Genomic DNA, 25,617 nt, shown 5'->3' with positions numbered 1-25,617 from the left:
CCTCAGCGGAAGGGAGCGTCGGCAGCGCGGCGCTCGGCGATCTCGGCCTCGAGCCGGTCTCCGATCGCCAGCAACTGCGGCTTGGTGACGATGTTCTCGCCGCGCTTTTCGAAGTGGTACTCCAGCACCTGGGTCTCCACGATCGAATCCACCGGGCAGCTTTCCTCGCAGAAGCCGCAGTAGATGCACTTGAACAGGTCGATGTCGTAGCGGGTGGTGCGGCGGGTGCCGTCCTCGCGCTTGGTCGAGTCGATGGTGATCGCCAGCGCCGGGCACACCGCCTCGCACAGCTTGCAGGCGATGCAGCGCTCTTCGCCGTTGGGATAGCGGCGCAGCGCGTGCAGACCGCGGAAGCGCGGCGACTGCGGGAACTTCTCCATCGGGTACAGCACGGTGTACTTGGGACGGAACGTGTACTTCAAGGTCAGCCACAGGCCGCCGAGCAGCTCGAGCAGCAGCAGGCTCTTGAAGTAATGGGTGATTTTATTCATCGCTTACACGCCCTTCTGGATCACGCCGTAGAACACCATCAATGCCGTCACCGCGATCCACACGATCGTCAGCGGGATGAACACCTTCCAGCCCAGGCGCATGATCTGGTCGTAGCGGTAGCGCGGGAAGCTGGCGCGGAACCAGATGTACGCGCTGGCGAAGAACAGCACCTTCATCAGCAGCCACGGCCAGCCGCCGGTCCAGATCCAGTTGACCCACGGCGAGATGTCCGCGGTGACCCAGCCCTGGATCGGGCTCAGCCAGCCGCCCAGGAAGAAGATCGAGACCAGGAAGCTGACCAGGATCATGTTGGCGTATTCGGCCAGGAAGAACAGCGCGAACGCACCGCCCGAATACTCGACCATGTGGCCGGCGACGATTTCCGACTCGCCTTCGACCACGTCGAACGGCGCGCGGTTGGTCTCGGCCACGCCGGACACCCAGTACACGATGAACAGCGGGAACAGCGGGATCAGGAACCAGTCGAAGAACCCGGAGCTGCCGGCCTGCGCCTGCACGATCGTGCTCAGGTTCAGGCTGCCGGCCGCGATCATCACGCCGACCAGGGCGAAGCCCATCGCGATCTCGTAGCTGACCACCTGCGCCGCCGAGCGCATCGCGCCCAGGAAGGCGTACTTGGAGTTGGACGCCCAGCCGGCCAGGATGATGCCGTACACGCCCAGCGAGGTCATCGCCAGCAGGTACAGCAGGCCGGCGTTGGCGTTGGACAGCACCAGCTTGGCGTCGAACGGCACCACCGCCCAGGCGGCGAAGGCCGGCGCCAGGGTGATCAGCGGCGCGATCACGAACATCGCCTTGTGCGAGCTGCTGGGCTGGATGATTTCTTTGAACAGCAGTTTGAAGACGTCGGCGAAGGCCTGGAAGATGCCCATGCCCACGTACATCGGCCCGTGGCGCACGTGCATCCAGCCGATCAGCTTGCGCTCCCAGACCACGTAGAACGCCACCGCGATGATCACCGGCATGGCGATCAGCAGGATCTTCAGCACGATCCACAGGACCACGCCGAGGGCGCCCAGGCCGAGGAACCACTGGTGCAGCGGATCGACCACGTTCAACAGCATCTCGTTCATGCAGCCACCACCGTCACCCGACCGGCGCCCAGCGGCGCGGTCGCGCCGTGGCCCGTTTCGATCCAGGCCGCGCCCGGCGCGACCCGCTTGTCCGTCGCCAGCGGCAACGTGGCGCTACCCGCCGCGGTGCCGACCTTGACCATCTGCCCGTCGCTCAGGCCCAGGCGCGCCGCCTCGTCCGGATGCAGCGCAATGCCCGGCGCGCGGTTCAGCGGATGCTGCTGCAGCGCCTGCGCGCGGCGCACCACCGCATCGGTGCGGTAGATCGCCGGACTGGCGGCCAGTTCCAGGCCCTCGTCCTGGCGTGCCGGCTGCGCCGAGCTCGCCGCGGCGACCTCGCGCGGCTGCAGGCCGTCGCGTAGCCCGGCCAGGTCGATGAACTCGAAGCCGGGCAGGCCCAGCTCGCCGCCGAGCGCACGCAGCACGCGCCAGCCCTCGCGGGCCTCGCCCGGCAGCTTGCCGCCGGCGCGGGTGCGCTGGTCGCTGCCGTTGAGGTTGGTCAGCGTCGCCTCGATTTCCGGCAGCGCGCCGATCGGCAGGATCACATCGGCCACGTCGCGGGTGGAGGCGCAGGCGAAGTGGCTGAACGCCACCACCTTGGCGCCGGCCAGCGCGCTGCGCGCGGCGGCGGCGTCGGCGAAGTCCAGGCCCGGCTCCAGGCCGTACAGCACGTAGGCGCTGCGCGGCTCGGCCAGCATCGCGGCGACGTTGCGACCGCGCGGCAGCACGCCGTAGCGCGACAGGCCCAGCGCGTTGGCGCCCTGCGGGATGCGGCACAGCGCCGCGCCGGTGGCGGCGGCGAAGTCGCGCGCGGCGGCACGCAGCGCCGCGGCCTGCGGATGGTTCTCGGCCAGCGCGCCGACGATCAGCACAGCACGGCCGGCGCCCTGCACCGCGTCGCGCAGCGCGGCGTCGGCCAGCGCCTCGGCGAACTTCGACGGCGCCACGATCTGGCGGCCGGCCTGGTCGAAGGCCACGTCGAAATCGACCGGGTTGATCGAATACACCTTGGTCTGGCGCTGCATCCGCGCCTTGCGCAGGCGTGCATGCAGCAGCGGCAGTTCATGGCGCAGGTTGCTGCCCAGGATCACCACCACGTCGGCCTGCTCGATCTCCGCCAGCGGCAGCGCGAACGGTTCGGCCAGCGCGGCATCGGAGAAGTCGCGGTTGTACACGCGGTGATCGAGGTTGCCACTGTCCAGGCCCTCGGCCAGGCGCGCCAGCAGCGCGCCCTCCTCGTTGGAGGTGGACGGATGCGCGAGCACGCCCAGCGCGTCGCCGCGGTTGGCCTTGAGGATCTCGCTCGCGGCGGACAGCCCTTCGGCCCACGACACCTCGCGCCACTGCCCGTCGACCTTGCGCATCGGCCGCAGTGCGCGGTCCTCGGCGTACAGGCCCTGGTGCGAGTAGCGGTCGCGGTCGGACAGCCAGCACTCGTTGACCGCTTCGTTGTCGCGCGGCACGGTGCGCAGCACTTCGCCGCGGCGCACGTGCAGGAACAGGTTGGAGCCCATCGCGTCGTGGTAGCCCAGCGACTCGCGCGCCCCCAGTTCCCAGGGCCGCGCGCGGAACTGGAACACCTTGTTGGTCAGCGCGCCGACCGGGCACACGTCGACCACGTTGCCGGACAGCTCGGTGGTCAGCGGCTTGCCGTCGTAGGTGCCGATCTGCAGGTTCTCGCCGCGGTACATGCCGCCCAGCTCGTAGGTGCCGGCGATGTCCGCGGTGAAGCGCACGCAGCGGGTGCACTGGATGCAGCGGGTCATCTCGGTGGCGACCAGCGGCCCGATGTCCTCGTCCGGCACCACGCGCTTGCGCTCGTTGAAGCGGCTGACCGAACGGCCGTAGCCCAGCGACACGTCCTGCAGTTCGCACTCGCCGCCCTGATCGCAGATCGGGCAGTCCAGCGGATGGTTGATCAGCAGGAATTCCATGACGCTGCGCTGGTACTTCAGCGCCTTGTCGCTGCGCGTCTGCACCTTCATGCCGTCCATGACCGGCGTGGCGCAGGCCGGCGACGGCTTGGGCGACTTTTCGACATCGACCAGGCACATGCGGCAGTTGGCCGCGATCGGCAGCTTCTCGTGGTAGCAGAAGCGCGGGATCGGGATGCCGGCCTTGTCGGCGGCCTGGATGATCATCGAGCCCTTGGGCACGACCAGCGACTGGCCGTCGATCTCGACGGTCACATGGCCTTCCGGCACGACCGCGGGGGTCGCGCCGGGATTGTTGGGTTGCGCGCTCATGCGGCGGCTGCCTCCACCTTCTTGCCGTCAACCATCGAATGACCGTTGACGATGTAGTACTCGAATTCGTCCCAGAACTGGCGCAGGAAGCCCTGGATCGGCCAGGCCGCCGCTTCGCCGAAGGCGCAGATGGTGTGGCCTTCGATCTGCCCGGCGACGGTGCGCAGCTGGTGCAGGTCTTCCATCGTGGCCTTGCCGGCGACGATGCGCTCCAGCACGCGATGCATCCAGCCGGTACCTTCGCGGCACGGGGTGCACTGGCCGCAGGACTCCTTGTGGAAGAACTGCGAGATGCGGCAGGCGAACTTCACGCAGCACACGCTGTCGTCGAGCACCACGATCGCGCCCGAGCCCAGGCCGGTGCCCAGCGCGCGCAGGGTGTCGTAGTCCATCTGCAGGTCTTTGAGCTGCTCGGCCTTCAGCACCGGCATCGACACGCCGCCCGGGATCGCGCCCTTGAGGGTGCGGCCCGGCTTCAGCCCGCCGGCCATTTCCAGCAGTTCGTCGAAGGTGGTGCCCAGCGGCACTTCGAAGTTGCCGCCCTTCTGCACGCAGCCGGACACCGAGAAGATCTTCGGGCCGCCGTTCTTGGTCTTGCTCAAGCCCAGGAACCATTCCGGGCCGTTGCGGATGATCGCCGGCACCGACGCGTAGGTCTCGGTGTTGTTGATCGTCGACGGCTTGCCGTACAGGCCGAAGTTGGCCGGGAACGGCGGCTTGTAGCGCGGCTGGCCCTTCTTGCCTTCCAGCGACTCCATCAGCGCGGTCTCTTCGCCGCAGATGTAGGCGCCGGCACCGAGGGCGCCGTAGATGTCGATGTCGATGCCGCTGCCGAGGATGTCCTTGCCCAGCCAGCCATTGGCGTAGGCGTCGGCCAGGGCCTGCTCGAAATGCTCGAACGGCTCGTGGTGGAACTCGCCGCGCAGGTAGTTGTAGCCCACGGTGGAGCCGGTGGCGTAGCAGGCGATGGCCATGCCCTCCACTACCGAATGCGGGTTGTAGCGCAGGATGTCGCGGTCCTTGCAGGTGCCCGGCTCGGACTCGTCCGAGTTGCACAGGATGTACTTCTGCGGCGCGCCCTTGGGCATGAACGACCACTTCAGGCCGGTCGGGAAGCCGGCGCCGCCACGGCCGCGCAGGTTCGACTGTTTGACCATCTCGATCACCTGCTCCGGCGGGATCTTCTCTTCGAGGATCTTGCGCAGCGCGGCGTAGCCACCGGTCTTCAGGTAGCTCTCGTAGGACCACGGGGTGTCGTAGTGCAGCGTGGTGTACACCACCTGGTGCGGCTGCGGCGCGGGGCCGACCGGACCGGTGGGGGCGTGGGGATGCTGTGCCATTGCCGTTACTCCAACCCGTCCAGCAATTCGTCGACCTTGTCCTTGGTCAGATGCTCATGGTAGTGGCCGTTGATGACCATCATCGGTGCGCCGGCGCAACCGGCCAGGCACTCTTCCTCGCGCTTGAGGTAGACGCGGCCGTCGGCGGTGGACTGGCCCAGCTTGCAGCCGAGCTTCTTCTCGGCGTGCGCGACCAGATCCTCGGCACCGTTGAGCCAGCAGCTGATGTTGGTGCAGAACGCGACGTTGTTGCGGCCGACCTTCTCGGTCTCGAACATCGAGTAGAAGCTGGCGACCTCGTAGGCCCACACCGGCGGCAGCTCCAGGTACTTGGCCACGCCGGCGATCAGTTCGTCGGTCAGCCAGCCCTCGTTCTGTTCCTGCGCGGCGTGCAGGCCCTGCAGCACCGCCGAACGCTTGCGGTCCGGCGGGAACTTGCTCAGCCAGTGATCGATGTGCGCGCGCGTCTTGTCGCTCAGCACCACCATCGGATCGACGTCGCGCGCCGCTTCGAAATTACCTGTCGCCTTCATCGGTCGACCTCACCAAACACCAGATCATAGGTACCAATCATCGCCACCACGTCGGCCAGCATGTGGCCGCGCACGATCGCGTCCATCGACGACAGATGGGCGAAGCCCGGCGCACGCAGGTGCACGCGGAACGGCTTGTTGGCGCCGTCGGACATCAGGTAGCAGCCGAACTCGCCCTTCGGCGCCTCGACCGCGCAGTAGGTCTCGCCGGCCGGCACGCAGTAGCCTTCACTGAACAGCTTGAAGTGATGGATCAGCGCTTCCATGTCGTCCTTCATCTCGGCGCGCTTGGGCGGCGCCACCTTGAAGTTCTCGACCATGACCGGGCCCGGGTTGGCCTTCAGCCACTGCACGCACTGCTTGATGATGCGGTTGGACTCGCGCATCTCGGCCACGCGCACCAGGTAGCGGTCGTAGCAGTCGCCGTTGGTGCCGAGCGGAATGTCGAAATCGACGCTGTCGTACTTGGCGTACGGCTGCTTCTTGCGCAGGTCCCAGGCGATGCCCGAGCCGCGCAGCATGGCGCCGGTCATGCCCCAGGCGTAGGCCTGCTCCGGGGTGACCACGCCGATGCCGACGGTGCGCTGCTTCCAGATGCGGTTGTCGGTGAGCAGGGTCTCGTACTCGTCCACGCGCGCCGGGAAGGTGTTGGTGAACTCCTCCAGGAAGTCCAGCATCGAGCCTTCGCGCGCGGCGTTGAGCCGCTTCAGCGCATTGCCCTTGTGCCAGCGCGATTCCTGGTACTTGGGCATACGGTCCGGCAGGTCGCGATAGACGCCGCCCGGGCGGTAGTAGGTCGCGTGCATGCGCGCGCCCGACACCGCCTCGTAGACGTCCATCAGCTCTTCGCGCTCGCGGAACGCGTACAGCATCACCGCCATCGCGCCCAGATCCAGGCCGTTGGAGCCGACCCACATCAGGTGGTTCAGGATGCGGGTGATCTCGTCGAACATGGTGCGGATGTACTGCGCGCGCTCCGGCGCCTCGATCCCCATCAGGGTCTCGATCGCGCGCACGTAGGCGTGCTCGTTGCACATCATCGACACGTAGTCCAGGCGATCCATGTAGCCGATCGACTGGTTGAACGGCTTGGACTCGGCCAGCTTCTCGGTGCCACGGTGCAGCAGGCCGATGTGCGGATCGGCGCGGACCACGGTCTCGCCGTCCATCTCCAGGATCAGGCGCAGCACGCCGTGCGCGGCCGGATGCTGCGGGCCGAAGTTCATCGTGTAGTTGCGGATTTCCTGCTTGGCTTCGGCAGGATTGCTGGCGAACCCGTCGTGCGCCTGGTGGTACTCGCTCACTTGGCGGACTCCTTCTGTGCTTCGCCCGCCGCGGTCTGGTAGCGCGCATCGTCTCGGATCACGCGCGGCACGCCCACGCGCGGCTCCACCGAGGTCACCGGCTCGTAGATCACGCGCTGCTTCTCTTCGTCGTAGCGCACTTCGACGTTGCCGATCAGCGGGAAATCCTTGCGGAACGGATGGCCGACGAAGCCGTAGTCGGTGAGGATGCGGCGCAGGTCCGGGTGCCCGGCGAAGACCACGCCGAACAGGTCGAACGCCTCGCGCTCGAACCAGTTCGCGCCCGGCCAGATGTCGGTGACCGAGGCCACCACCGGCAGGTCTTCGTTCGGCGCGTAGCAACGCACGCGCAGACGCTGGTTGTGGCGGTAGGAAATCAGCTGCGCCAGCACCGCGAAACGCTGCTGTGGGACCGGCAACGGCTGGGCGCCGCCGGCAGCCTCACCGCTGGGGAACTCACCCCAGGCGAAACGGCCCACGGCCTTGCCTTCGACGCCGCGGCTGAAGCCGTGCGAGGACACGTCGGAGGTATCCCACTCGTCGCTGCCGTAGCCGAGGTAATCGACGCCGCACAGGTCGGACAGCTGTTCGAAACCGAACTCGTCGCGCAGCGCCAGGCAGGTGGCGTGCCAGGCGTCGGCCGGCACTTCCAGGGTGACTTCGCCGCGCGGAAGGGCCACGAAGACCTGGCTGCCGGGGAAACGGGCGCCGAGTCGGTCGCTAAAGGAAGATGCTTGCTCTGCCATGGGGGCTTGGCGTGCTCTCGAGGAAAGAGGAATCAGCGCGCGATGGTCTGGGTTCGCCAGATCTTCTTCTGCAACTGCAGGATGCCGTAGACCAGGGCCTCGGCGGTCGGCGGGCAGCCCGGGACGTAGACGTCCACCGGCACGATGCGGTCGCAGCCGCGCACCACCGAATACGAGTAATGGTAGTAGCCGCCGCCGTTGGCGCAGCTGCCCATCGAGATGACCCACTTCGGGTCTGGCATCTGGTCGTAGACCTTGCGCAGCGCCGGGGCCATCTTGTTGACCAGGGTGCCGGCGACGATCATCACGTCGGACTGGCGCGGCGACGGGCGGAACACCACGCCGTAGCGGTCCAGGTCCAGGCGCGCGGCGCCGGCGTGCATCATCTCGACCGCGCAGCAGGCCAGGCCGAAGGTCATCGGCCACATCGAGCCGGTGCGCGCCCAGTTCAGCAGCGCATCGACGCTGGTGGTGACGTAGCCCTTTTCCAGCAGAGGGTTTTCGCCTTCGGGACGCAGGATGTCGTCCACCCGCCCTTCCGGGATCGGGTTGGTCATCAGGCGATCCAGGGTCTGAATCACTCCCATTCCAGCGCTCCCTTCTTCCACACGTAAACAAAACCGAGGAACAGCATGCCGACGAACAGTCCCATGGTGACCAGGGAGCGAGCGCCCAGGTCCATGAACACCTGCGTCCACGGCACGATGAAGATGATTTCCAGATCGAAGACGATGAACTGGATGGCGATCAGGTAGTAGCGCACATCGAACTTCATGCGCGCGTCCTCGAAGGCCTCGAAGCCGCACTCGTACGGCGAGAGCTTCTTCAGGTCGGGACGCCGGGGACCGAGGAACCGTCCCACCAGCATCAGCGCGACGCCGATACCGGTGGCCACGATCAGAAACAGCAGGGTCGGCAAATATTCGGCCAGCACTCGCGATTCTCTCTTGCCTGTGCCCGCACGCGTGCCGCGCAGGCATGGGATAGACGATTCTCCGGGCGAGGGCGTGATGCCTTCGCGCAGAAACCGTAGCCAAACAATGGTGCCCAAGAGGGGACTCGAACCCCTACGACCTAAGTCGCTACCACCTCAAGGTAGTGCGTCTACCAATTCCGCCACCTGGGCTTGCGTAAAACCTGCGCGGCAATCCCGCCGCGCAGCATATTGTAACCGCCTTCAGTCTTTCTGCGACGGGGCAGGCGACTTTTCTTGCGCTTTTTGCGGCGCCTGCTGGGCGGCCGGGGCGGCAGCCGGCGCCGCGGCGGCGGCCGACGGCGCCTGCGGGACCTGCAGTTCGCCGGCCGGCGCAGCCGGCGCCGGGGTGGCCGACTGCGACATCACGCCCAGATTGGCGTCGGCCGGACGCGCGCTGTGGCCGGCGTACCAGGCCATGAACAGGCTGATGGCGAAAAACACCACCGCCAGCCACTTGGTCGATTTGGACAGGAAGTTGGACGCGCCGCGCGATCCGAACACGGTGCCGGACGCGCCGGCGCCGAACCCGGAACCCGCCGCCGCACCGGCGCCGCGTTGCATCAGGATCAGCGCGATCATCGCGATCGCCACCAGCACGTAGACCACATTGAGGATGACCATCAGCATTTCGAAATCCGTCCGGACAGTACGACTTGGGGGACGAACGGCCGCCAGCGGCGGCCGTTCGCTCAACAGGTGGCCGCCGCTCGCACGATGGCCAGGAATTCCGCGGCGACCAGCGAGGCGCCGCCCACCAGCCCGCCATCGACATCCGGCTGCGCGAACAGCTCGGCGGCGTTGTCGGGCTTGACGCTGCCGCCATACAGGATCGGCAACGAATCCGCGATTCTAGCATCGCGCGCCGCCACTTCGCCACGGATGAACGCGTGCACCGCCTGCGCCTGCGCCGGGCTGGCGGTGCGGCCGGTGCCGATCGCCCAGACCGGCTCGTAGGCCACCACCGCGCGGGCGAAGCCCTCGGCGCCGACCAGATCCAGCACCGGCGCCAGCTGCGCGGCGATGACCGCCTCGGTGCGCCCGGCCTCGCGCTGCTCCAGGGTCTCGCCCACGCACAGGATCGGGACCAGCCCGGCGTGCATGGCGGCGGCGAACTTGCGCGCGACCAGCTCGCTGCTCTCCTGGTGGTACTGGCGCCGCTCCGAATGCCCGACCAGGCCATAGTCGGCGCCCACGTCCACCAGCATCGCCGCCGACACCTCGCCGGTGTAGGCGCCCTTCTCGTTGCTGCTGACGTCCTGCGCGCCGAAGCGCAGCAGCCGGCCCTCGAAATGCTCGATCAGGTCGCCCAGGTAGGGCAGCGGCGGCAGGATCACCACCTCCACGTCGTGCTCGGCCTCGTGCAGCCCGGTGACGATCTCCCGCACCAGGTCGGCGGCGAAGTGGCGGGTGCCATGCAATTTCCAGTTTCCGGCTACGATCTTGCGTCGCATCGGCGCATCTCCGGCGAAAAAGTGCCGAGAGGATAGCCGATGCGCCGCCAAGGGCAGGCATCGCCCCTGCCCCGCCCTGCGCCACGCCGCCCGCTCCACACCCAGAGACCGTCATGACCCAGCTTCCCGGCTACGCCCTGATCACCGGCGCCTCCAGCGGCATCGGCCGCGAGATCGCCCGCGAATACGCCCGCCGCGGCGTGCCGCTGATCCTGACCGCGCGCCGCGAGGCGCAGTTGCAGGCGCTGGCCGCCGAACTGCGGCCGCAGGTGCCGGTGGAGGTACTGGTCGCGGACCTGGCCGATCCGGCCGCGCCAGCCGCACTGGTGGCCGAGATCGAACGGCGCGGTCTGGCGGTGCGGATCCTGGTCAACAACGCCGGTTACGGCGTGCCCGGCCGCTACATCGCCCAGGACTGGGCGGTGCACGCGGCATTCCTGCAGGTGATGGTCGGCGCCGTGTGCGAACTGACCTGGCGGCTGCTGCCGGCGCTGCGCGCCAGCGGCCACGGCCGCATCCTCAACGTCGCCTCGTTCGCCGCCCTGGTGCCGGGCGCGGACGGCCATACCCTGTACGCGGCGGCGAAGTGCTTCATGCTGCGCTTCAGCGAATCGCTGGCGCTGGAGAACGCCGACCGCGGCGTCGGCGTCTGCGCGTTATGCCCAGGCTTCACCTGGTCCGAGTTCCACGACGTCACCGGCACCCGCGAACAGATGAACGCCCTGCCGCGCTGGCTCTGGCTGCAAACCGCCGCGGTGGCCCGCGCCGGCATCGACGGCGCCGAACGCGGCAAGGTCCGGGTGGTCCCCGGCGCGGTCTACCGCGCCCTGCTCGGCCTGACGGCACTACTGCCCAATGCCCTGCTGCTGCGGATGATGGGGCGCGGCTCGCATCGGATCAGGAGTGTGGAATGAGGCTGGGAATGGAGAAACGGGAAAGGGGAATGGGAACAGCCGCGCCTCCAAGCCGACGAAGGCCTGTAGCAACACTGGGCACGGAAACCCGCTTTTACCGATTCCCCACTCCCTATTCCCGATTCCCAGCTACTTCAGCTTGATCTCGCGCAACCGCTCCTCCAGATACCCCTGCGCGGTGATCGGCTCGGGATAGCGGCTGGGGTTGTCGGCGCTGACGCAGGACGGCAGCACGTCGATCACGAAGTCCGGGTTCGGGTGCAGGAAGAACGGTACCGAGTAGCGCGGCTGGCGCGCCTGCTCGCCCGGGGGGTTGACCACGCGGTGGGTGGTCGAGGGGTACACGTGGTTGGTCAGGCGCTGCAGCATGTCGCCGATGTTGACCACGATGGTGTCGGCGTCGGAGGTGAACGGCACCCACTCGCCCTGCTTGGACTTCACTTCCAGGCCGGCGGCGCTGGCGCCGACCAGCAAGGTGATCAGGTTGATGTCCTCGTGGGCGCCGGCGCGCACGTTGGGGATGTCGTCGGCGGTGATCGGCGGGTAGTGGATCGGGCGCAGGATCGAGTTGCCCGAATCGGTCTTGTCGACGAAGTAGTGCTCGGGCAGGCCGATGTGCAGGGCCAGCGCCGACAGCACGCGCGCGCCGAGCTGGTCCAGCGCCTGGTACAGGCCGTAGCCGTGGGCGCGGAAGCCGGGCACTTCGCTCGGCCACAGGTTCGGCGGCATCACCGCGCGGTACGGGGAGTCGTCGGCGATCTCGCGGCCGATGTGCCAGAACTCCTTCAGGTCGAAATGCTTGGAGTCCTTGGCGGTCTCCACGCCGAAGGCGGTATAGCCGCGCGCGCCGCCGCTGCCGGGCAGGTGGTAGGTGCGCTTGGTCTCCTCGGGGAGGGCGAAGAACGCCTTGAACACGTCGTAGGCCGCGTCGATCTGCGCCTGGGCGATGCCGTGGTTGCGGATGCCGGCGAAGCCCCACTCGCGGTAGGCCGCGCCCAGCTCGGCGACGAAGGCCTCGCGGTCGGTGTCGAAACGGGTGATGTCGAGGGTGGGAATGCGCGCAGTCATGGCAGGAACCGTCATCTCGTGAGAGGAAGCAAACGCCGCGCTCAGCGCAGCAGGCGATACAGCAGGTAGAACGTGACCGCCTTGGCGACGATCACGAAGAGGGCAATGGCGATCGACTCACGCCGCGTCACGGACCGCCTCGGCCAGGGCGTCGAGGGTCTGCCGCATCAACGCGGCATCGTCGGCCTCGACCGTGACCCGCACCACCGGTTCGGTGCCGGAGGCGCGCAGGAAGGCGCGCCCGCGCCCCTGCACCGCCGCCTGCGCCGCGGCCAGCGCGGCCTTCACGGTCTCGGCCTCGAGCGGGCGCACGCCCGGCTGCAGGCGCACGTTGATCGTCTGCTGCGGCACCTTCTGCAGCCCGGCCAGCGCCTGGCGCAGGGTCTGCCGCGAGCGCTTGAGCACTTCCAGCACCTGCAGCGCGCTGACGATGGCGTCGCCGGTGGTGGCGCGGTCCAGGCACAGCATGTGCCCGGAGGCCTCGCCGCCGAGCACCCCGCCCTGTTCGACCAGCGCCTGGTGCACGTAGCGGTCGCCGACCTTGGCGCGCAGGAACGGCACCTGCAACGCGGCCAGCGCCCGTTCCAGGCCATAGTTGGTCATCAGCGTGCCGACCACCGGGCCGTGCAAACGACCGCTGGCCTGCCAGCCGCAAGCCAGCACGTACAGCAGGCCGTCGCCGTCGACCGGGTTGCCCTGGTCGTCGGCCATCAGCACGCGGTCGCCGTCGCCGTCGAAGGCGATGCCCAGGTGCGCGCCATGCTCGCGCACGTTGGCGGCGAGGTTGTCGATGTGCATCGAGCCGACGCCGGCGTTGATGTTGAGCCCGTCCGGCGCGGCGCCGATGGCGATCACCTCCGCGCCCAGCTCGCGGAACAGCAGCGGCGCGATGTGGTAGGTCGCGCCGTGCGCGCAGTCCAGCACCAGTTTCAGCCCGCGCAGGTCGAAGCCGCGCGGCACGCTCGCCTTGCAGAACTCGATGTAGCGGCCGATCGCCTCGCGCGCGCGCATCGCCTTGCCCAGCCGCTCGGACTCGACGGTGGCGAACGGTGCGTCCAGCGCGGCCTCGATCGCCTGCTCGGTGGCGTCGTCGAGCTTCTCGCCGTGTGCGGAAAAGAACTTGATGCCGTTGTCGTAGTGCGGATTGTGCGAGGCGCTGATGACGATGCCGGCATCGGCGCCGAGGGTGCGCGTGAGGAACGCCACCGCCGGGGTCGGCATCGGCCCGAGCAACTGCACGTTGGCGCCGGCCGCGACCAGCCCGGCCTCCAGCGCCGACTCGAACATGTAGCCGGAGATGCGCGTGTCCTTGCCGATCACCACGGTCGGCCGCGCGGTGCCGCCGGCGACCAGCACGCGGCCCAGCGCATTGCCCAGGCGCATCACGAAATCGGCGGAAATCGCCCCCTGCCCGACCCGGCCGCGGATGCCGTCGGTGCCGAAGTATTTGCGTTGGCTCATGCGCTGGGGAATCGGGAATGGAGAATCGGGAATCGGGAACCGCCGGAGACGTCCAGGGATCGCGACAAGCACGGGCTTGCCGCGCGATGCGACGCACGCGCGACACCACGATTCCCCATTCCCGACTCCCGATTCCCGGCCCTCATGCCGCCTCGCTCTTCGCCGGGGCCGGCTGCCGCATCATCAGCGCCAGCAGCTCGGAGAGGCGGTCGCGCAGTTCGCGGCGGTCGCAGATCTGGTCGATGGCGCCGTGCTCGAGCAGGAACTCCGAACGCTGGAAGCCTTCCGGCAGGGTCTCGCGCACGGTCTGCTCGATCACGCGTGGGCCGGCGAAGCCGATCAGCGCGTACGGCTCGGCGATGTTGATGTCGCCGAGCATGGCGAAGCTGGCCGACACGCCGCCGGTGGTGGGATGGGTCAGCACCGACACGTACGGCAGGCCGGCCTCGCGCAGGCGGCCGAGCGCGGCCGAGGTCTTGGCCATCTGCATCAGCGAAAACAGGCCTTCCTGCATGCGCGCGCCGCCGCTGGCGGAGAAGCACACGAACGGTGCGCCGATCTTCAGCGCGGTCTCCGCGGCCAGGGCGAAACGCTCGCCGACCACCGAGCCCATCGAACCGCCCATGAAGGCGAAATCGAACGAAGCCGCGACCAGCGGCTGGCCCTTGAGCAGGCCCTGCATCGCCACCAGCGCGTCGTATTCGCCGGTGCTCTTCTGTGAGGCCTTGATGCGCTCGCCGTACTTCTTCTGGTCCTTGAACTTGAGCGCGTCGGTCGGACCCAGGCGCGCACCGATCTCGGTCGGCGCGGTGTCGGCGTCGAACAGCGCGGCCAGGCGCGCGCGCGCGCGGATCGCCATGTGGTGGCCGCACTTCGGGCACACCTCCAGGTTCTCCTCCAGCTCCGGCCGGTACAGCACGGCGCTGCAGTTGGGACACTTCTCCCACAAGCCTTCGGGAACGCTGCGCTTCTTGCTGGGCGTGCTGTCGGTGCGGATGCCCGAAGGCATCAATTTGCTGAGCCAACTCATGCGATGTGACGATCCATTGGGCGGCCGCGAGAGCCGCAGAGGGGCGACAGTCTAACTCGGTCCCCCGGTGGCCTGCAGACGGTGGCGCATGGAGCGACCAGGCCGGCCGGTAGCGGCGCGGCCGCCGCCAGAACGCCTGCTGCGGCCGCGCAACGCGGGACGTGCGGTAGCGTCGCCGCCATCCCGCATCGTCGACACCTAAGCGGGGGCTAGCGACGGCGCGTGCCGTCCGACCAACGATGCATGTACCGCATGCTCCGCACGCACCACATTTGCGGCATTGCGGCAAAACGCGAACGCCCGCGCGCGGCGGGCGTTCGCGACGGACCAGGCGGGGCTCAGCCCGCGTCCAGCGCCTGCCGCAGCGGCGTCAGGAACGCCAGGGCGGCGTCGCGCGCGGCCTGCGGGCTGCCGGCCTCGGCCAGCGCCGCGACCAGCGCGCTGCCGACCACCACGCCGTCGGCATCGACCGCCATGGCCTTGGCGCTGGCGGCGTCCTTGATGCCGAAGCCGGCCACCACCGGCACCGGGCAGCGCGCGCGCAACTGGCGCAGGCGATCGCCGGCGGCACGGGTATCCAGCCGGTCGGCGCCGGTCACGCCGGCGAAGCTGACGTAGTACAGATAGCCGCGCGCCGCCTCGCACAACAGGGCGATGCGCGCGTCGCTGGTGGTCGGCGAGGCCAGCACGATCAGGTCCAGGCCGGCGTCGGCGAAGACCGTCAGGGTCTCGGCCGACTCCTCCGGCGGCAGGTCGACCAGCAGTACGCCGTCCACGCCGGCCGCCACCGCTTCCTCGGCGAAGCGCGCGGTGCCGTGGATCTCCACCGGGTTGAGGTAGCCCATCAACACCACCGGCGTGGTGGCGTCGTCGCGGCGGAACGCGCTGACCGTCTCCAGCACGTAGCGCAGGCCGGCGCCGCGCGCCAGCGCGCGCTCGGAGCTGCGCTGGATGGTCGGGCCATCGGCCATCGGGTCGGAGAACGGCACGCCCAGTTCGATCACGTCGGCACCGGCCTCGACCAGCGCGTGCATCGCCGGCACGGTCGCCTCCAGCGACGGATCGCCGGCGGTGAGGAAGGGGATCAGGGCCTTGCGGCCTTGGGTATCGAGTCGGGCAAAGGTATCGGCGAGGCGGTTCATGGAGGGCCTATGCACCCCTCTCCCGCCGGGAGAGGGGTTGGAGAGGGGTTGGGGTGAGGGGAAGAGGCGAAGCGGTGCGGAATGAGTAGGGGGCTGCGCCCGCACCCGCATCCGGCGCTCCGCGCCACCTTCTCCCGAAGGAGAAGGGTAAAGCGTTACAGCGTCAGCCCCTCGCGCGCGGCGATGGTATGTACGTCCTTGTCGCCGCGGCCGGACAGGTTGCACAGCACCAGCGCGTCCTTGGGCAATTCGCGCGCCAGCTTGATCGATTGTGCAACGGCGTGGCTCGACTCCAGCGCGGCGAGGATGCCTTCGGTATGCGCCAGCAGGTGGAACGCGGCCAGCGCTTCGTCGTCGGTGATGCCCTGGTAGATGGCGCGGCCGCTGTCGGCCAGGAACGCGTGCTCCGGACCCACGCCCGGGTAGTCCAGGCCGGCGGACACCGAGTGGGTCTCGACGATCTGCCCGTCGTCGTCGCAGATCACGTAGGTGCGGTTGCCGTGCAGCACGCCGGGGCGACCGGCGGCGATCGAGGCGGCGTGGCGGCCGCTGCCGATGCCATCGCCGGCGGCCTCGGCGCCGTAGATCTTCACCGAAGCGTCGTTGAGGAAGGCATGGAACAGGCCGATGGCGTTGCTGCCGCCGCCGACGCAGGCGCTGATCGCATCCGGCAGGCGGCCGTAGTCGCGCAGCATCTGCTCACGCGCCTCGCGGCCGACGATGGCGTTGAAGTCGCGCACCATGCGCGGGTAAGGATCGGGACCGGCGACGGTGCCGATGATGTAGAAGGTGTCCTGCACGTTGGTCACCCAATCGCGCATCGCCTCGTTGAGCGCGTCCTTGAGCGTGGCCGAGCCGGAATGCACCGGCACCACCGTGGCGCCGAGCAGCTTCATCCGGTAGACGTTGATCTTCTGCCGCTCGATGTCGGTGGCGCCCATGTACACCACGCACTCCAGGCCCAGCCGCGCGGCCACCGTGGCGCTGGCCACGCCGTGCTGGCCGGCGCCGGTCTCGGCGATGATGCGGGTCTTGCCCATGCGGCTGGCCAGCAGCGCCTGGCCGATGGTGTTGTTGATCTTGTGCGCGCCGGTGTGGTTCAGGTCCTCGCGCTTGAGCAGGATCTGCGCGCCGCCCACTTCGCGGCTGAGCCGCTCGGCGTGATAGATCGGGCTGGGCCGGCCGACGTAGTGGGTCAGGTCCTTGTCGTAGGCGGCGATGAAGGCCGGATCCTGGCGCGCGGCGTCGTAGGCCGCGGCCAGCTCCTGCAGCGGGCCGATCAGGGTCTCGGCGACGAAACGGCCGCCGTAGCGGCCGAAATGGCCGGCGGCGTCGGGATAGGCGTGGAAGTCGCTGACGGGGACAGAGGACATGGCGCAACCGGGGGCAACAGGACAGGCCTGCACTTTAGCGCACACGTTCCCACAGAAAAACCGATAAAGTCTGACGCAATCCGTCAGGAAAACTCACATGACCAGCACGCGCCGCCTGCCCTCGCTCAACGCTCTGCGTGCGTTCGAGGCCGCGGCGCGGCTGCGCAGCGTCGGCGCGGCGGCGGCGGAACTGCATGTCACTCATGGCGCGGTGAGCCGTCAGGTGCGGCTGCTGGAGCAGGAACTGGGGCTGCCGCTGCTGCAGCGCGACGGCCGCGGCATCCGCCCGACCGCCGCCGGCACGCGCCTGTGCGAGGCCGCCGGCAGCGCCTTCGCGCAGTTGCAGGACGCGGTGGCAGAGTTGCGCCGCCCATCACGCCCGGCCGCGCTGGTGCTGGGCTGCCCCGGCAGCATCCTGGCCCGCTGGATGATTCCGCGGCTGCAGGCGCTGCAGCGCGACCTGCCGGCGCTGACCCTGCACCTGTCCGCGCACGAGGGCGACTTCGCCGCCGACCTGGACGGCCTGGATGCGGCGCTGCTGCTGGGCCAGGCGCCATGGCCGGCGGACTGGCAGGTGCGCGTGCTGGCGCCGGAGCGGATCGGCCCGGTACTCAGCCCGGCCCTGCCGCAGGCACCGGCCCTGACCGCGGCCGCGCCGGCGACACTGCAGGAACTGCCGCTGCTGCATACGGTGTCGCGCCCGCAGGCCTGGCCGGCCTGGGCCGAGGCGCAAGGCCTGGCGCCGGCGCAGTTGCGCTACGGCACCGGCTTCGAGCACCTGTACTACCTGCTGGAGGCGGCGCTGGCCGGGATCGGCGTGGCGATCGCGCCGCAGCCGCTGGTCGCCGACGACCTGGCCAATGGCCGCCTGCTGGCGCCCTGGGGCTTCGTCGACACCGGCGGGCAGTGGGCGCTGTGCGCGCGGCGGGAGCAGCAGGATCCACGGGTGGAGGCGTTGGCCGGGTGGTTGGCCGGCGAGTTGCGGGAGGATCGCGGCTAGGCGTATTGCCTGGCCTGTTCGCTGGCAATTCGCGGCGCAACCGCGCTGTACAGGACGCTTGGCCGCGACGCCTGGCGTGCGCGGGAGTGGAGGTGTCTGTCGCGGCTGAAGCCGCTCTACATGGGTGCGTGGGGCGTCGAGCGCCCATCGGCGGGCGGGCGCGTCAGCCCGGCTACGCCGGCGCGGCCAGGCGCCGCTGCAGGTCGTCGCGCAGCCGGCTCAGCTCGACCTCGGCGGCGCGCCGCTGCTGCATGCCGTCGCGGTGGATCTCGCGCACCTCCTCCACCGTGGCGATCAGTTGCTCGTGCACGTGGCGCAGCGTGTCCATGTCGATCACCGCGCGTTGGTTGGCACGCGCCGTGTCCACCGAGGCCTGCCGCAGCAGGTCGGCGTTGCGGCGCATGATGTCGTTGGTGGCATCGTCGATGGCGTTGGACAGCACCACCGCGTTCTGCTGCTCGTGCAGCGACAGCTGGATCGCGAACTGGCGCTTCCACGACGGGATGGTGATGTCGCGGACGGTGTTGAACTTCTCGATCAGTTGCAGCGCGTTGGCCTGGATCAGCCGGATCATCGGCAGCGCCTGCTCGGCCGCGTGCTGCATCACCTGCAGGTCGCCGACGCGCTTGTCGAGCAGGCGCAGGGCGGTATCGATCTCGGCGCGCTGGCCGCGCGCCTGCGGATCGTCCTGGCCCGCCAGCGCCAGGTGCTGTTGCTGCAGTTCGGCCAGGCGCAGCTTGCCGGCAGCGACGTGCAGGCCCAGTTCGCGGCGCTCGGCCTGCACCATCTGGTGCATGCGGTCGAATTCGCCCACGCGCTGGCCGAGGTTGGCCTGCTGCGTGCCGACGTCGCGCAGCAGTTGTTCGATCTGCCGGTTGGTGTCGCTGAACTTCTGCACCAGTTCGTCCTTGGACGCGCGCAGGCGATCGATCAGGCCGCCGATCAGCGGCACCCGCGAGCGCTCGCCGAGCTGGTCGAGCTTGAGCGCGCGCGCGATCCGCACCACTTCGCCGAGCTTGTCGCCGCTGGCCTCCAGGTCGCGGTTGCGGACCTGGTCCAGCAACTGGCTGGAGAACGCGGCGGTCTGCGCGGCGACCTCGGTGCCGAACAGGTGCAGGCTGCCGGGCGTGAGTTCGCGCAGGCCCTGCGCCAGCGCCGCGATCTGCGCACGATCGTCCGGCACCAGGCCGAGCGCCTTGAGCTCGGCTTCGTCGGGTTGCAGCGGCAGGCTCTGCGGCGTCAGCGGGTGTTCCTGGGTCATCATGGTTCTCCTTCGATAGCGATTCGCGGCGGCGGCGCAGGCTCAGCGCAGTCTAGCCCGCATGGCCTGCAGTTCGGCCAGGATGTGTTGCTGCGCCTGTGCGGCGCGGGCCACGTGGTCCCTGCCCTGCGCTGCCTGCGGCGTGACGGCGGCCTGGCGCCAGGCCGGCAGCAGCACGTCGCGGATGTTCCTGTAGCGTTGCAGCAGGTGCTCGCCCTGCTGTTGCAGCAACCGCCATTGCGCCGCTTCCAGGCGCCAGGCGGCGGCGAGGCGGCGCAAGTGGTCGAGTCGCTGGTTCCAGGCCTGCGCCAACGCCGGGTCGGGCGTCGGCGCCGCGGCGATCCAGCGCTCGAGCGCGGCCACGCCGGCCTCGGCGACGCCGGCGCTTTCGGCATATGCCTGGCCCGCGTGCCGCAGCGCCTGGGCATGCGCATCGGCGCGCAACAGGACCACGCCCAGTTGCGCCTGCAGGGTCTCGGCCTCGGCCTGGCGCTCCAGGTCGCGGCCGAGCAGACGGCCGAGCAGGCTGCTGTCGCGGCGGATCCGCCGCGGATCGCGCGCCTGCAGTGCGTGCTGGATGCGCTCCAGCTCCTGCACCAGTGCCGCGCCGGCGTCCGGCGCGGCGGCGCGCGCGGCCAGGGCCTGTGCGACCGCCTCCAGCAGCGGCGCCGCGTAGCCGGACGCGACCTGCGCGTCGTTCGCCGCGGGCGGCGACACCGGCGGCTCGGGCAGCGCAGGAGCGGCGCGCGCGCTCACGCCGGGCCGGGTTCGGGATCGTCGCTGCGCGCGGCGCCCGCGTCGCCATAGAAATGCCGCGCCAGCGCTTCGTCGAGCTGGCGTTCGGCCAGCGTGCGCGGCCGCCGCACGCGCGGCTCCGCTGCCGGCGCGGACGGCTCGCGCAACGACGCGCGCAGCGCCTCTGCCAGCGCGGTCAGCGCCTGCCCGGCCTGCGCCTGGCCCTCGTGCGAGCGCGCGAGTGCGTCCAGCAAGGGCTGCAGCGCGGGCGTGACCGATGCTTCCGTCTGCGCAGGCGCGGCCGGCGTGGCCACGGGCGTGGCGGGCGGCGCTTCGCGCTCGCGTTCGGCCAGCACCTGCCGCAGCAGCGCAAGAAGTTGCTCCCAGCGTGCCGGTTCCGGACTCGGCTCGGCACGCAGCCCCTGCAGGCCGCCTGCGATGTCCGCCAGCTGCGCCACCATGCGCCCGCCGACATCGGCCTCGTCGGCGCCCATCGCCTTGTTGCGCAGGAAGTCGCGCTTGATCTGGTCCCAGCGCGCCTGTTCCTCGGCGCCCATCGCGCCGCGCAACTCGGCCAGCTTGAGCAGGTTCTCCTCGGCGCCGCTGGTCAGCAGTTGCGCCTCGCCCAGGTAGTGGTCGGAGATCAGCTGCTGCAACTCGGCCTCGTTCATCACCGGCGAGACCTTCTCCGCCAGCTTGTTCATGTTGCGGTAGCTGCCCTGCAGCCGGAACGGCGGCTCGGTGCGGTAGCGATCGTCCTGCGCGGCGCTGGCGATGTACTGCTGGTTGACCTTGTACACCACCTCACGCACGCGCAGCAGGCGCTGCAGCGTGGCCACGATTTCGTTGATCTCCGCGCCGCTGTAGGCATGGCTGAGCGCGTTGCTGGAGATCTCCTTGCCGCGCGCGCGATCCACCAGCAGGTACAGGTCCGCCAGCTCGCGCGTGGCCAGCGGCGCGAGCACCGGATTGGAGGTGAGCGCGTTCTCGATGTAGCTGAGCAGGAACGTCTCCTCCATGCCGCCGAGCACGTCGCCCAGGTTGTAGATGTCGGCGCGGTTGGCGAGCATGTCCGGAATCTTGAACACCTCGCCGGACTCGGTGTACGGATTGCCGGCCATCACCACGCAGAACTTCTTGCCGCGCATGTCGTAGGTGCGCGTGCGCCCCTTCCACACGCCCTCGATGCGGCGCGTGCCGTCGCACAGCGAGATGAACTTCTGCAGGAATTCCGGGTGCGTGTGCTGGATGTCGTCGACGTACAGCATGGTGTTGTTGCCCATCTCCAGCGCGAGATTGAGCTTGAGCAATTCCTGTCGCGCGGTGGCGTCCGGCGCCTGCGCCGGATCCAGCGAGCGTACCGCGTGGCCCAGCGCGGGACCATTGATCTTCATGAAGACCAGGCCGAGCCGGCTGGCGACGTACTCCATCAGCGTGGTCTTGCCGTAGCCGGGCGGCGAGATCAGCATCAGCATGCCCATCAGGTCGCTGCGCTTGTTCTCGCCGACCGTGCCCATCTGCTTGGCCAGGTTGTCGCCGATCACGCCCAGGTAGACCTCATTGATCAGCTTGTTGCGCACGAACGAGGACAGCGGCCGCGGCTTGAACTCGGACAGGCGCAACTGCTCGCGCTCGCGGGCGATGACCTGCTGGCGCAGTGCCTGGTACTGGCGGAAGCCGGGCACGAACACCTGCTCGTGGTGGCGCAGGCGCGCCAGGAAATCGTCGATGGCCAGGCGCAGGCGCCCGCCTTCGATACGCGGATGTTCGCCGAGCAGGCCCTCCACCGTGGCCATCAACGCCACCTCGCTGGCGCGGCTGCGCAGCCGCGGCGCCAGCAGCGCGATCGCCACCGCCTCGGGCGCGTAGCCGGCGTGGACCGCGAAGCGCGGATCGTGGCACAGGCCCTGCACCCACTGGCTGGCCTGCGTCCAGGCGGCGCCAAGCTTGCCGCGCACGCGTTCCAGGCCTTGCTCGAACTGCTCGCGCAGCCCGGCCTCGGCCAGCCGCGCATGCAGCGCATCGAGCAGTTCCCGCGCATGCCGGCTGAACGGAAAAGTCGGTTCGCCTTGCGCCAGTTCGGCCGCCAGGTAGGCGGCGGCCGCCCGCGCCTGGGCGGCATCGAACGCAAACCCTGCGTCCTCGGCGAAGCGGTCCATGGCCTGCGCCATCTCGACCTGCAGCGCGTCGCGGCCGTCGCGCGCGCCGAACAGGCGCGCGATCGCATCGACGCCGGCCTGGCGCGCGACCCACGCGGCCACCTCCTCCTCGCGCTGGCGTTCGGCCCAGAACGCCAGCGCCAGCGCGCGCGCGGCCGGGGCGTGCATCAGCGTGCCCGCGGCCTGCTGCAAGGGCAGCAGCGCCTGCAGGATGCGCGTGGCGTCGTGGTCGTGGATGCCGCGCTCGTAGCCCTCGCGGTAGCGCGGCGCGGCGAAGTCGCGCACGCTGCGCGCCAGCGCGTCGGGTGTGGCCGCCAGTTGCGCCAGCGCATCCAGGCTCAGCCCCTCCTCGCCCGCCAGCGCCGCTTCCAGCATGCGCCCGGCCAGGTATTCGCCGCGGTACAGCGTGGGCGATTCCGAATCCAGCGCCACCTGCCAGTAGGCGCGGGTGGCGTCCAGCGCGGCGTCCTGCAGCGGCTCCAGGTAGTCGGTGCCGGTCAGATGCAGCGCCAGTCCGTCCTCGCGCGGCAGCAGGGTCAGGTCCAATGCTTGCGTGTTGACGCTGAAGCGGTGCCGCGGACCCAGCCGCACCACGTTGCCGCCGGCCTCGAACAGCTCGCTGCGGTCGCGCAGCGCGCGCACCGCCTGGTCGCGCACGCCCTTCAGCCGCGCCTCGACGTCGTCGGCCTTGACGCTGTCGCGGTAGCCGCGCAGCCGCTCGGCCAGTTCGCGCAGCTTGAGAATCAGCGGGTCGCCGGCGAAGAAGGCGTTGAGTTCGTCGGCGTTGGCGAAGCGCTCGGTGCGCCGCGGCAGGCCGTCGAGGATGCGCGAGGCCGCGTCCAGCAAGGAGCGCGCCTTGCGCTGGCGGTCGTCGAGCAAGGCCTGCTTGTGCGTCTCGAACGCCTCGACCAGTTCCTCGCGCTTGCTGAGGATGTCGCCGAGGAACTGCTCGTGCTCGCCGAACTGGCTCTCCAGTTCCTCCAGTTGCACCATCAGCCGCGACAGTTGCTCGTCGGCGCGCTCGGGATCGGTGGACAGCGCCAGCGCGCTGGTGATCGCCTGGCCGAACAGCGCGAACTGCGCGCCGAACTGGGCCACGGTCTCGGCCGAACCCAGGCTCTTGCGGCGCTGCTCGGCACGCGCACGCGCCTGGTTGAGCCGCGCGTAGACTTCGGACAGGGCCTCGACCACGCGGGTGCGCTCGGTGGCGTCGTCGACCTTGAGCCCGGCCATCAATTCCGACAGCAGGTCCAGATCGGCCGACATCGCCTGCATCGCCTGCACCTGCTCGGACAGCGCGCGCGCGGTCGCCGCCACCTGCGCCGCCGCGTCCAGCTCGGCCAGGCGCGCGTGCAACGGCGCCAGCGCGCTTTCGCTGCCGAGGAAACGCCCGGTGGCGGCGCCGACGGTGTCGTGGGCCTGCTGCAGCGTCGCGCCCATCGCATCGATCGCATCGGTGTCGATGTAGCGGTACTCGCGGATGGTCAGCAGATGGCCGCGCTGCGCGGCGATGGCGTTGAGCGGTTCGACGAACTCCTGGATGCTGTTCCAGTTCTCCGGCTGCAGCCGCGCCAGCAGCGCCTTGTGCGCGGCCGTGGCCTCGGCCATCGCCTGGTCGGACTGCTGGCGGATCGACAGCACCTTTTCGTATTCGTCCAGCACCGCCTCGCCGGTGGCGCTGATGCCGCGCAGCACGCCGGCCAGGTCGCCGCAGTGCGCGTCCTCCAGCCAATGGTGCGCGTCGAACAGGCGCCGCGCGTCCTCCACCAGCAACTGGTAGCGCTGCACCGACACCTCGTCGCGGTCGATCGCGCGCGCCAGCCCGAACAGGCTGGAGATGCCGCGCACCAGTTCGGCATTGCCGATGCGACCGAGGAAGGTGTTGCTCGGCGGGCGCCTGGCAGCGAACTCGTCGCTGCTGAAGGGAGTCTGCCAGACCTGCATCGGATGGATCCGGGTCGGCTCGCTGCCCTCGGCATGGAACAGCACCATGCGCCCGTCCTGCAGCAACGCGTAGCCATGGCCGAACACCGGGTTCTGCAGCGCGCGGCGGATGGTGTTGTAGACGAACAGCGCGGACTTGCCGCCCTCGCGCTCGTAGAAGATGTACAGCACGTCCTCGCCGTTGGGCGAGCGGATCGCGCGCTTGAACTGCATCCCGTCCATCGCCGCGTCGAACGCCTTGTGATCGCCGTTCTGCAGGTAATAGCCGCCGGGAAAAATGATGCCGTGGTCCTCGGGCAGCTGCACGCAGGCCTGCACGATGGCATCGTTGCGCACGATGCGGCCGCTGAGCGTGTTGTAGATCAGCCCGCGCCACTGCGTCTCGCGATACGGCAGCACCTTGAGCAGGACCAGGCTGCCGACCCGCGCGAAATCGAACTGCGCATCGTCCAGCGACTGGGTCTTGTCCTCCACCGGTTCGCTGTAGATGCCCTGTCCGGTCTCGGTGTTGTTCTCGACCTTGATGGTCAGATCGCCGCCGATGGTCTCCACGAACAGGGTATCGAGGATGTTCAGATGCGAATGGCGCCCGTTCACCGCCATCTCGCGGGTGGCGCGGGTCCATTCGAAGTCGAACGGCGGCGGCAGCGCTATGTCGCGTTCGCCGCGCGCATCGATGTAGGTGAGCACGCCGTCGCTGTCCTGCGCCCAGCGGAACACGCGCACGTCGCTGCTGCGCTCGCCGATCTGGAACGCCGCCAGCAGCTTGCCGCCGATGACGATCAGTTGCAGTAGCCGCGCGTGCTTGTAGTAGGCGTACAGCTCGCCGAAGTCGTGCACGAAGCCGGCCTGGCCGAGGAAGCTGCCGGCCAGGTCGATCGGGCTGACGTCGTAGCCGTCGGCGCCCTCGACCAGCCGGTACAGCCCGAACACGTCCTGCACGCGGGTCTGGTTCTTGAGCCCGAGGAACACGTTGTAGCCGAACAGCAGCAGGTCCGGCCCGACCTGCACGATGTCGCGGCCGACGCAATTGTGCTCGGTGCGGATGCGGAAGCGGCCGTCCACCTCGAGACGGCTGTCGCCGAACTCCTGCAGGCGCTGCCGGTTGAGCGCCTCGACCGCGTCCTGCAACCGCGCGCCCTGCTCGACCAAGCGCTTGCGCAGCACGTCGTAGGCGCCGCCCTGGGCGACCGCCTGGTCGACCTGGCTGGGCGCGTCGCCCTCGGGCTGGGGATCGGTCTGGGATTGGGGGGGTGTTGCCATCGTCGCGGCTCCTGCCGGCTTGCGGGGGATCGGCGCATCGCGCCGCGCGCCCGCCACGGGTTGCGGCGACGCGCCACCGTCGCCG

Annotated in this window: 21 protein-coding genes and 1 tRNA gene; 2 read left to right on the top strand and 20 right to left on the bottom strand. The window is 69.4% G+C overall.

The window, feature by feature from the left end; genetic code table 11:
- Positions 1-2 precede the first annotated feature (2 nt).
- The 12 genes from nuoI to tpiA all read right to left on the bottom strand — a co-directional run bounded on the left by nuoI (position 3) and on the right by tpiA (position 10,182).
- Positions 3-491: an NADH-quinone oxidoreductase subunit NuoI gene (gene nuoI / locus SLW55_RS11370; RefSeq protein WP_012915532.1), complete on the bottom strand. Its 489-nt coding sequence runs from the start codon at positions 489-491 to the stop codon at positions 3-5.
- Positions 492-494: 3 nt separating this feature from the next.
- A complete protein-coding gene (nuoH, locus tag SLW55_RS11365; protein WP_017908129.1) occupies positions 495-1,586 on the bottom strand; it encodes an NADH-quinone oxidoreductase subunit NuoH in 1,092 nt (363 codons plus the stop codon).
- Positions 1,583-3,832, bottom strand: a complete 2,250-nt coding sequence (gene nuoG / locus SLW55_RS11360) for an NADH-quinone oxidoreductase subunit NuoG (protein WP_320745142.1) — start codon at positions 3,830-3,832, stop codon at positions 1,583-1,585. The genes nuoH and nuoG overlap by 4 nt, the downstream gene beginning before the upstream one ends.
- Positions 3,829-5,172 (bottom strand): NADH-quinone oxidoreductase subunit NuoF, encoded by a 1,344-nt coding sequence (gene nuoF, locus SLW55_RS11355; RefSeq protein WP_043092569.1) that lies wholly within the window; start codon positions 5,170-5,172, stop codon positions 3,829-3,831. Before nuoF ends, nuoG begins: the two co-directional genes overlap by 4 nt.
- Positions 5,173-5,177: 5 nt before the next feature.
- Positions 5,178-5,705 (bottom strand): NADH-quinone oxidoreductase subunit NuoE, encoded by a 528-nt coding sequence (gene nuoE / locus SLW55_RS11350; protein ID WP_320745141.1) that lies wholly within the window; start codon positions 5,703-5,705, stop codon positions 5,178-5,180.
- Entirely contained in the window at positions 5,702-7,009 is a 1,308-nt protein-coding gene (locus SLW55_RS11345) for an NADH-quinone oxidoreductase subunit D (RefSeq protein ID WP_017912135.1), read from the bottom strand. Before SLW55_RS11345 ends, nuoE begins: the two co-directional genes overlap by 4 nt.
- Positions 7,006-7,755, bottom strand: a complete 750-nt coding sequence (locus tag SLW55_RS11340; protein ID WP_026144075.1) for an NADH-quinone oxidoreductase subunit C — start codon at positions 7,753-7,755, stop codon at positions 7,006-7,008. Before SLW55_RS11340 ends, SLW55_RS11345 begins: the two co-directional genes overlap by 4 nt.
- 32 nt (positions 7,756-7,787) lie before the next feature.
- Positions 7,788-8,342, bottom strand: a complete 555-nt coding sequence (locus SLW55_RS11335; protein ID WP_010343006.1) for an NADH-quinone oxidoreductase subunit B — start codon at positions 8,340-8,342, stop codon at positions 7,788-7,790.
- A complete protein-coding gene (locus SLW55_RS11330) occupies positions 8,333-8,689 on the bottom strand; it encodes an NADH-quinone oxidoreductase subunit A (RefSeq protein WP_010343005.1) in 357 nt (118 codons plus the stop codon). Before SLW55_RS11330 ends, SLW55_RS11335 begins: the two co-directional genes overlap by 10 nt.
- Positions 8,690-8,796: 107 nt before the next feature.
- Positions 8,797-8,881 (bottom strand) — tRNA-Leu (locus SLW55_RS11325).
- A 51-nt stretch (positions 8,882-8,932) separates the two neighbouring features.
- Positions 8,933-9,358: a preprotein translocase subunit SecG gene (secG, locus tag SLW55_RS11320; protein WP_267100183.1), complete on the bottom strand. Its 426-nt coding sequence runs from the start codon at positions 9,356-9,358 to the stop codon at positions 8,933-8,935.
- Positions 9,359-9,420: 62 nt separating this feature from the next.
- Positions 9,421-10,182 (bottom strand): triose-phosphate isomerase, encoded by a 762-nt coding sequence (tpiA, locus tag SLW55_RS11315; RefSeq protein WP_267100182.1) that lies wholly within the window; start codon positions 10,180-10,182, stop codon positions 9,421-9,423.
- A 113-nt stretch (positions 10,183-10,295) separates the two neighbouring features.
- Between tpiA and SLW55_RS11310 the strand changes: the two genes are divergently transcribed.
- Positions 10,296-11,096 (top strand): SDR family NAD(P)-dependent oxidoreductase, encoded by an 801-nt coding sequence (locus SLW55_RS11310; RefSeq protein ID WP_267100181.1) that lies wholly within the window; start codon positions 10,296-10,298, stop codon positions 11,094-11,096.
- A gap of 129 nt (positions 11,097-11,225) precedes the next feature.
- Here the strand turns inward: SLW55_RS11310 and SLW55_RS11305 are convergent, their stop codons facing one another.
- The 5 genes from SLW55_RS11305 to trpB all read right to left on the bottom strand — a co-directional run bounded on the left by SLW55_RS11305 (position 11,226) and on the right by trpB (position 17,170).
- On the bottom strand, positions 11,226-12,164 hold the full coding sequence (locus SLW55_RS11305) for a 2-oxoglutarate and iron-dependent oxygenase domain-containing protein (protein ID WP_242156702.1): 939 nt from the start codon (positions 12,162-12,164) through the stop codon (positions 11,226-11,228).
- Between the two features lie 117 nt (positions 12,165-12,281).
- Positions 12,282-13,625 (bottom strand): phosphoglucosamine mutase, encoded by a 1,344-nt coding sequence (glmM, locus tag SLW55_RS11300; RefSeq protein WP_152236077.1) that lies wholly within the window; start codon positions 13,623-13,625, stop codon positions 12,282-12,284.
- 142 nt (positions 13,626-13,767) lie between these two features.
- The gene (gene accD / locus SLW55_RS11295; protein ID WP_017909810.1) at positions 13,768-14,655 is read right to left on the bottom strand and encodes an acetyl-CoA carboxylase, carboxyltransferase subunit beta; all 888 of its coding nucleotides are present in this window, start codon (positions 14,653-14,655) and stop codon (positions 13,768-13,770) included.
- Between the two features lie 338 nt (positions 14,656-14,993).
- Entirely contained in the window at positions 14,994-15,797 is an 804-nt protein-coding gene (trpA, locus tag SLW55_RS11290) for a tryptophan synthase subunit alpha (protein ID WP_267100180.1), read from the bottom strand.
- A 155-nt stretch (positions 15,798-15,952) separates the two neighbouring features.
- A complete protein-coding gene (trpB, locus tag SLW55_RS11285; RefSeq protein ID WP_150409858.1) occupies positions 15,953-17,170 on the bottom strand; it encodes a tryptophan synthase subunit beta in 1,218 nt (405 codons plus the stop codon).
- A 97-nt stretch (positions 17,171-17,267) separates the two neighbouring features.
- On the opposite strand from trpB, the gene SLW55_RS11280 reads away from it, so the two are divergent.
- Positions 17,268-18,170, top strand: coding sequence for a LysR family transcriptional regulator (locus SLW55_RS11280; RefSeq protein WP_295959672.1), 903 nt, complete (start codon positions 17,268-17,270; stop codon positions 18,168-18,170).
- 172 nt (positions 18,171-18,342) lie between these two features.
- Here SLW55_RS11280 and SLW55_RS11275 read toward each other — a convergent pair whose 3' ends face one another.
- Genes SLW55_RS11275 through SLW55_RS11265 form a run of 3 tightly spaced genes read right to left on the bottom strand, consistent with a single transcriptional unit; the run spans position 18,343 to position 25,532 of the window.
- Complete coding sequence (locus tag SLW55_RS11275; protein ID WP_320745140.1) at positions 18,343-19,431, bottom strand: toxic anion resistance protein; 1,089 nt, start codon at positions 19,429-19,431, stop codon at positions 18,343-18,345.
- 42 nt (positions 19,432-19,473) lie between these two features.
- Positions 19,474-20,187: a hypothetical protein gene (locus SLW55_RS11270; protein ID WP_320745139.1), complete on the bottom strand. Its 714-nt coding sequence runs from the start codon at positions 20,185-20,187 to the stop codon at positions 19,474-19,476.
- Positions 20,184-25,532, bottom strand: a complete 5,349-nt coding sequence (locus SLW55_RS11265) for a DNA repair ATPase (protein WP_320745138.1) — start codon at positions 25,530-25,532, stop codon at positions 20,184-20,186. The genes SLW55_RS11270 and SLW55_RS11265 overlap by 4 nt, the downstream gene beginning before the upstream one ends.
- Positions 25,533-25,617: the final 85 nt, after the last annotated feature.

Origin of the sequence: Xanthomonas sp. LF06-19 (assembly GCF_034105425.1) — a bacterium.
Classification (GTDB): domain Bacteria; phylum Pseudomonadota; class Gammaproteobacteria; order Xanthomonadales; family Xanthomonadaceae; genus Xanthomonas_A; species Xanthomonas_A sontii.
Note: the sequence above shows the minus strand (reverse complement) of the source record. Positions and strands in the feature narration are given on the sequence as shown.

Excerpts from the sequence above, each read along its gene's own strand:
- SLW55_RS11275 (WP_320745140.1), bottom strand. The coding sequence starts at position 19,431 with ATGACCCAGGAACACCCGCTGACGCCGCAGAGCCTGCCGCTGCAACCC.
- nuoE (WP_320745141.1), bottom strand. The coding sequence starts at position 5,705 with ATGAAGGCGACAGGTAATTTCGAAGCGGCGCGCGACGTCGATCCGATG.
- SLW55_RS11335 (WP_010343006.1), bottom strand. The coding sequence starts at position 8,342 with ATGGGAGTGATTCAGACCCTGGATCGCCTGATGACCAACCCGATCCCG.
- trpA (WP_267100180.1), bottom strand. The coding sequence starts at position 15,797 with ATGAACCGCCTCGCCGATACCTTTGCCCGACTCGATACCCAAGGCCGC.
- secG (WP_267100183.1), bottom strand. The coding sequence starts at position 9,358 with ATGCTGATGGTCATCCTCAATGTGGTCTACGTGCTGGTGGCGATCGCG.
- SLW55_RS11340 (WP_026144075.1), bottom strand. The coding sequence starts at position 7,755 with ATGGCAGAGCAAGCATCTTCCTTTAGCGACCGACTCGGCGCCCGTTTC.
- tpiA (WP_267100182.1), bottom strand. The coding sequence starts at position 10,182 with ATGCGACGCAAGATCGTAGCCGGAAACTGGAAATTGCATGGCACCCGC.
- accD (WP_017909810.1), bottom strand. The coding sequence starts at position 14,655 with ATGAGTTGGCTCAGCAAATTGATGCCTTCGGGCATCCGCACCGACAGC.
- trpB (WP_150409858.1), bottom strand. The coding sequence starts at position 17,170 with ATGTCCTCTGTCCCCGTCAGCGACTTCCACGCCTATCCCGACGCCGCC.
- nuoH (WP_017908129.1), bottom strand. The coding sequence starts at position 1,586 with ATGAACGAGATGCTGTTGAACGTGGTCGATCCGCTGCACCAGTGGTTC.
- SLW55_RS11280 (WP_295959672.1), top strand. The coding sequence starts at position 17,268 with ATGACCAGCACGCGCCGCCTGCCCTCGCTCAACGCTCTGCGTGCGTTC.
- SLW55_RS11310 (WP_267100181.1), top strand. The coding sequence starts at position 10,296 with ATGACCCAGCTTCCCGGCTACGCCCTGATCACCGGCGCCTCCAGCGGC.
- nuoF (WP_043092569.1), bottom strand. The coding sequence starts at position 5,172 with ATGGCACAGCATCCCCACGCCCCCACCGGTCCGGTCGGCCCCGCGCCG.
- SLW55_RS11305 (WP_242156702.1), bottom strand. The coding sequence starts at position 12,164 with ATGACTGCGCGCATTCCCACCCTCGACATCACCCGTTTCGACACCGAC.
- glmM (WP_152236077.1), bottom strand. The coding sequence starts at position 13,625 with ATGAGCCAACGCAAATACTTCGGCACCGACGGCATCCGCGGCCGGGTC.
- nuoI (WP_012915532.1), bottom strand. The coding sequence starts at position 491 with ATGAATAAAATCACCCATTACTTCAAGAGCCTGCTGCTGCTCGAGCTG.
- SLW55_RS11265 (WP_320745138.1), bottom strand. The coding sequence starts at position 25,532 with ATGGCAACACCCCCCCAATCCCAGACCGATCCCCAGCCCGAGGGCGAC.
- nuoG (WP_320745142.1), bottom strand. The coding sequence starts at position 3,832 with ATGAGCGCGCAACCCAACAATCCCGGCGCGACCCCCGCGGTCGTGCCG.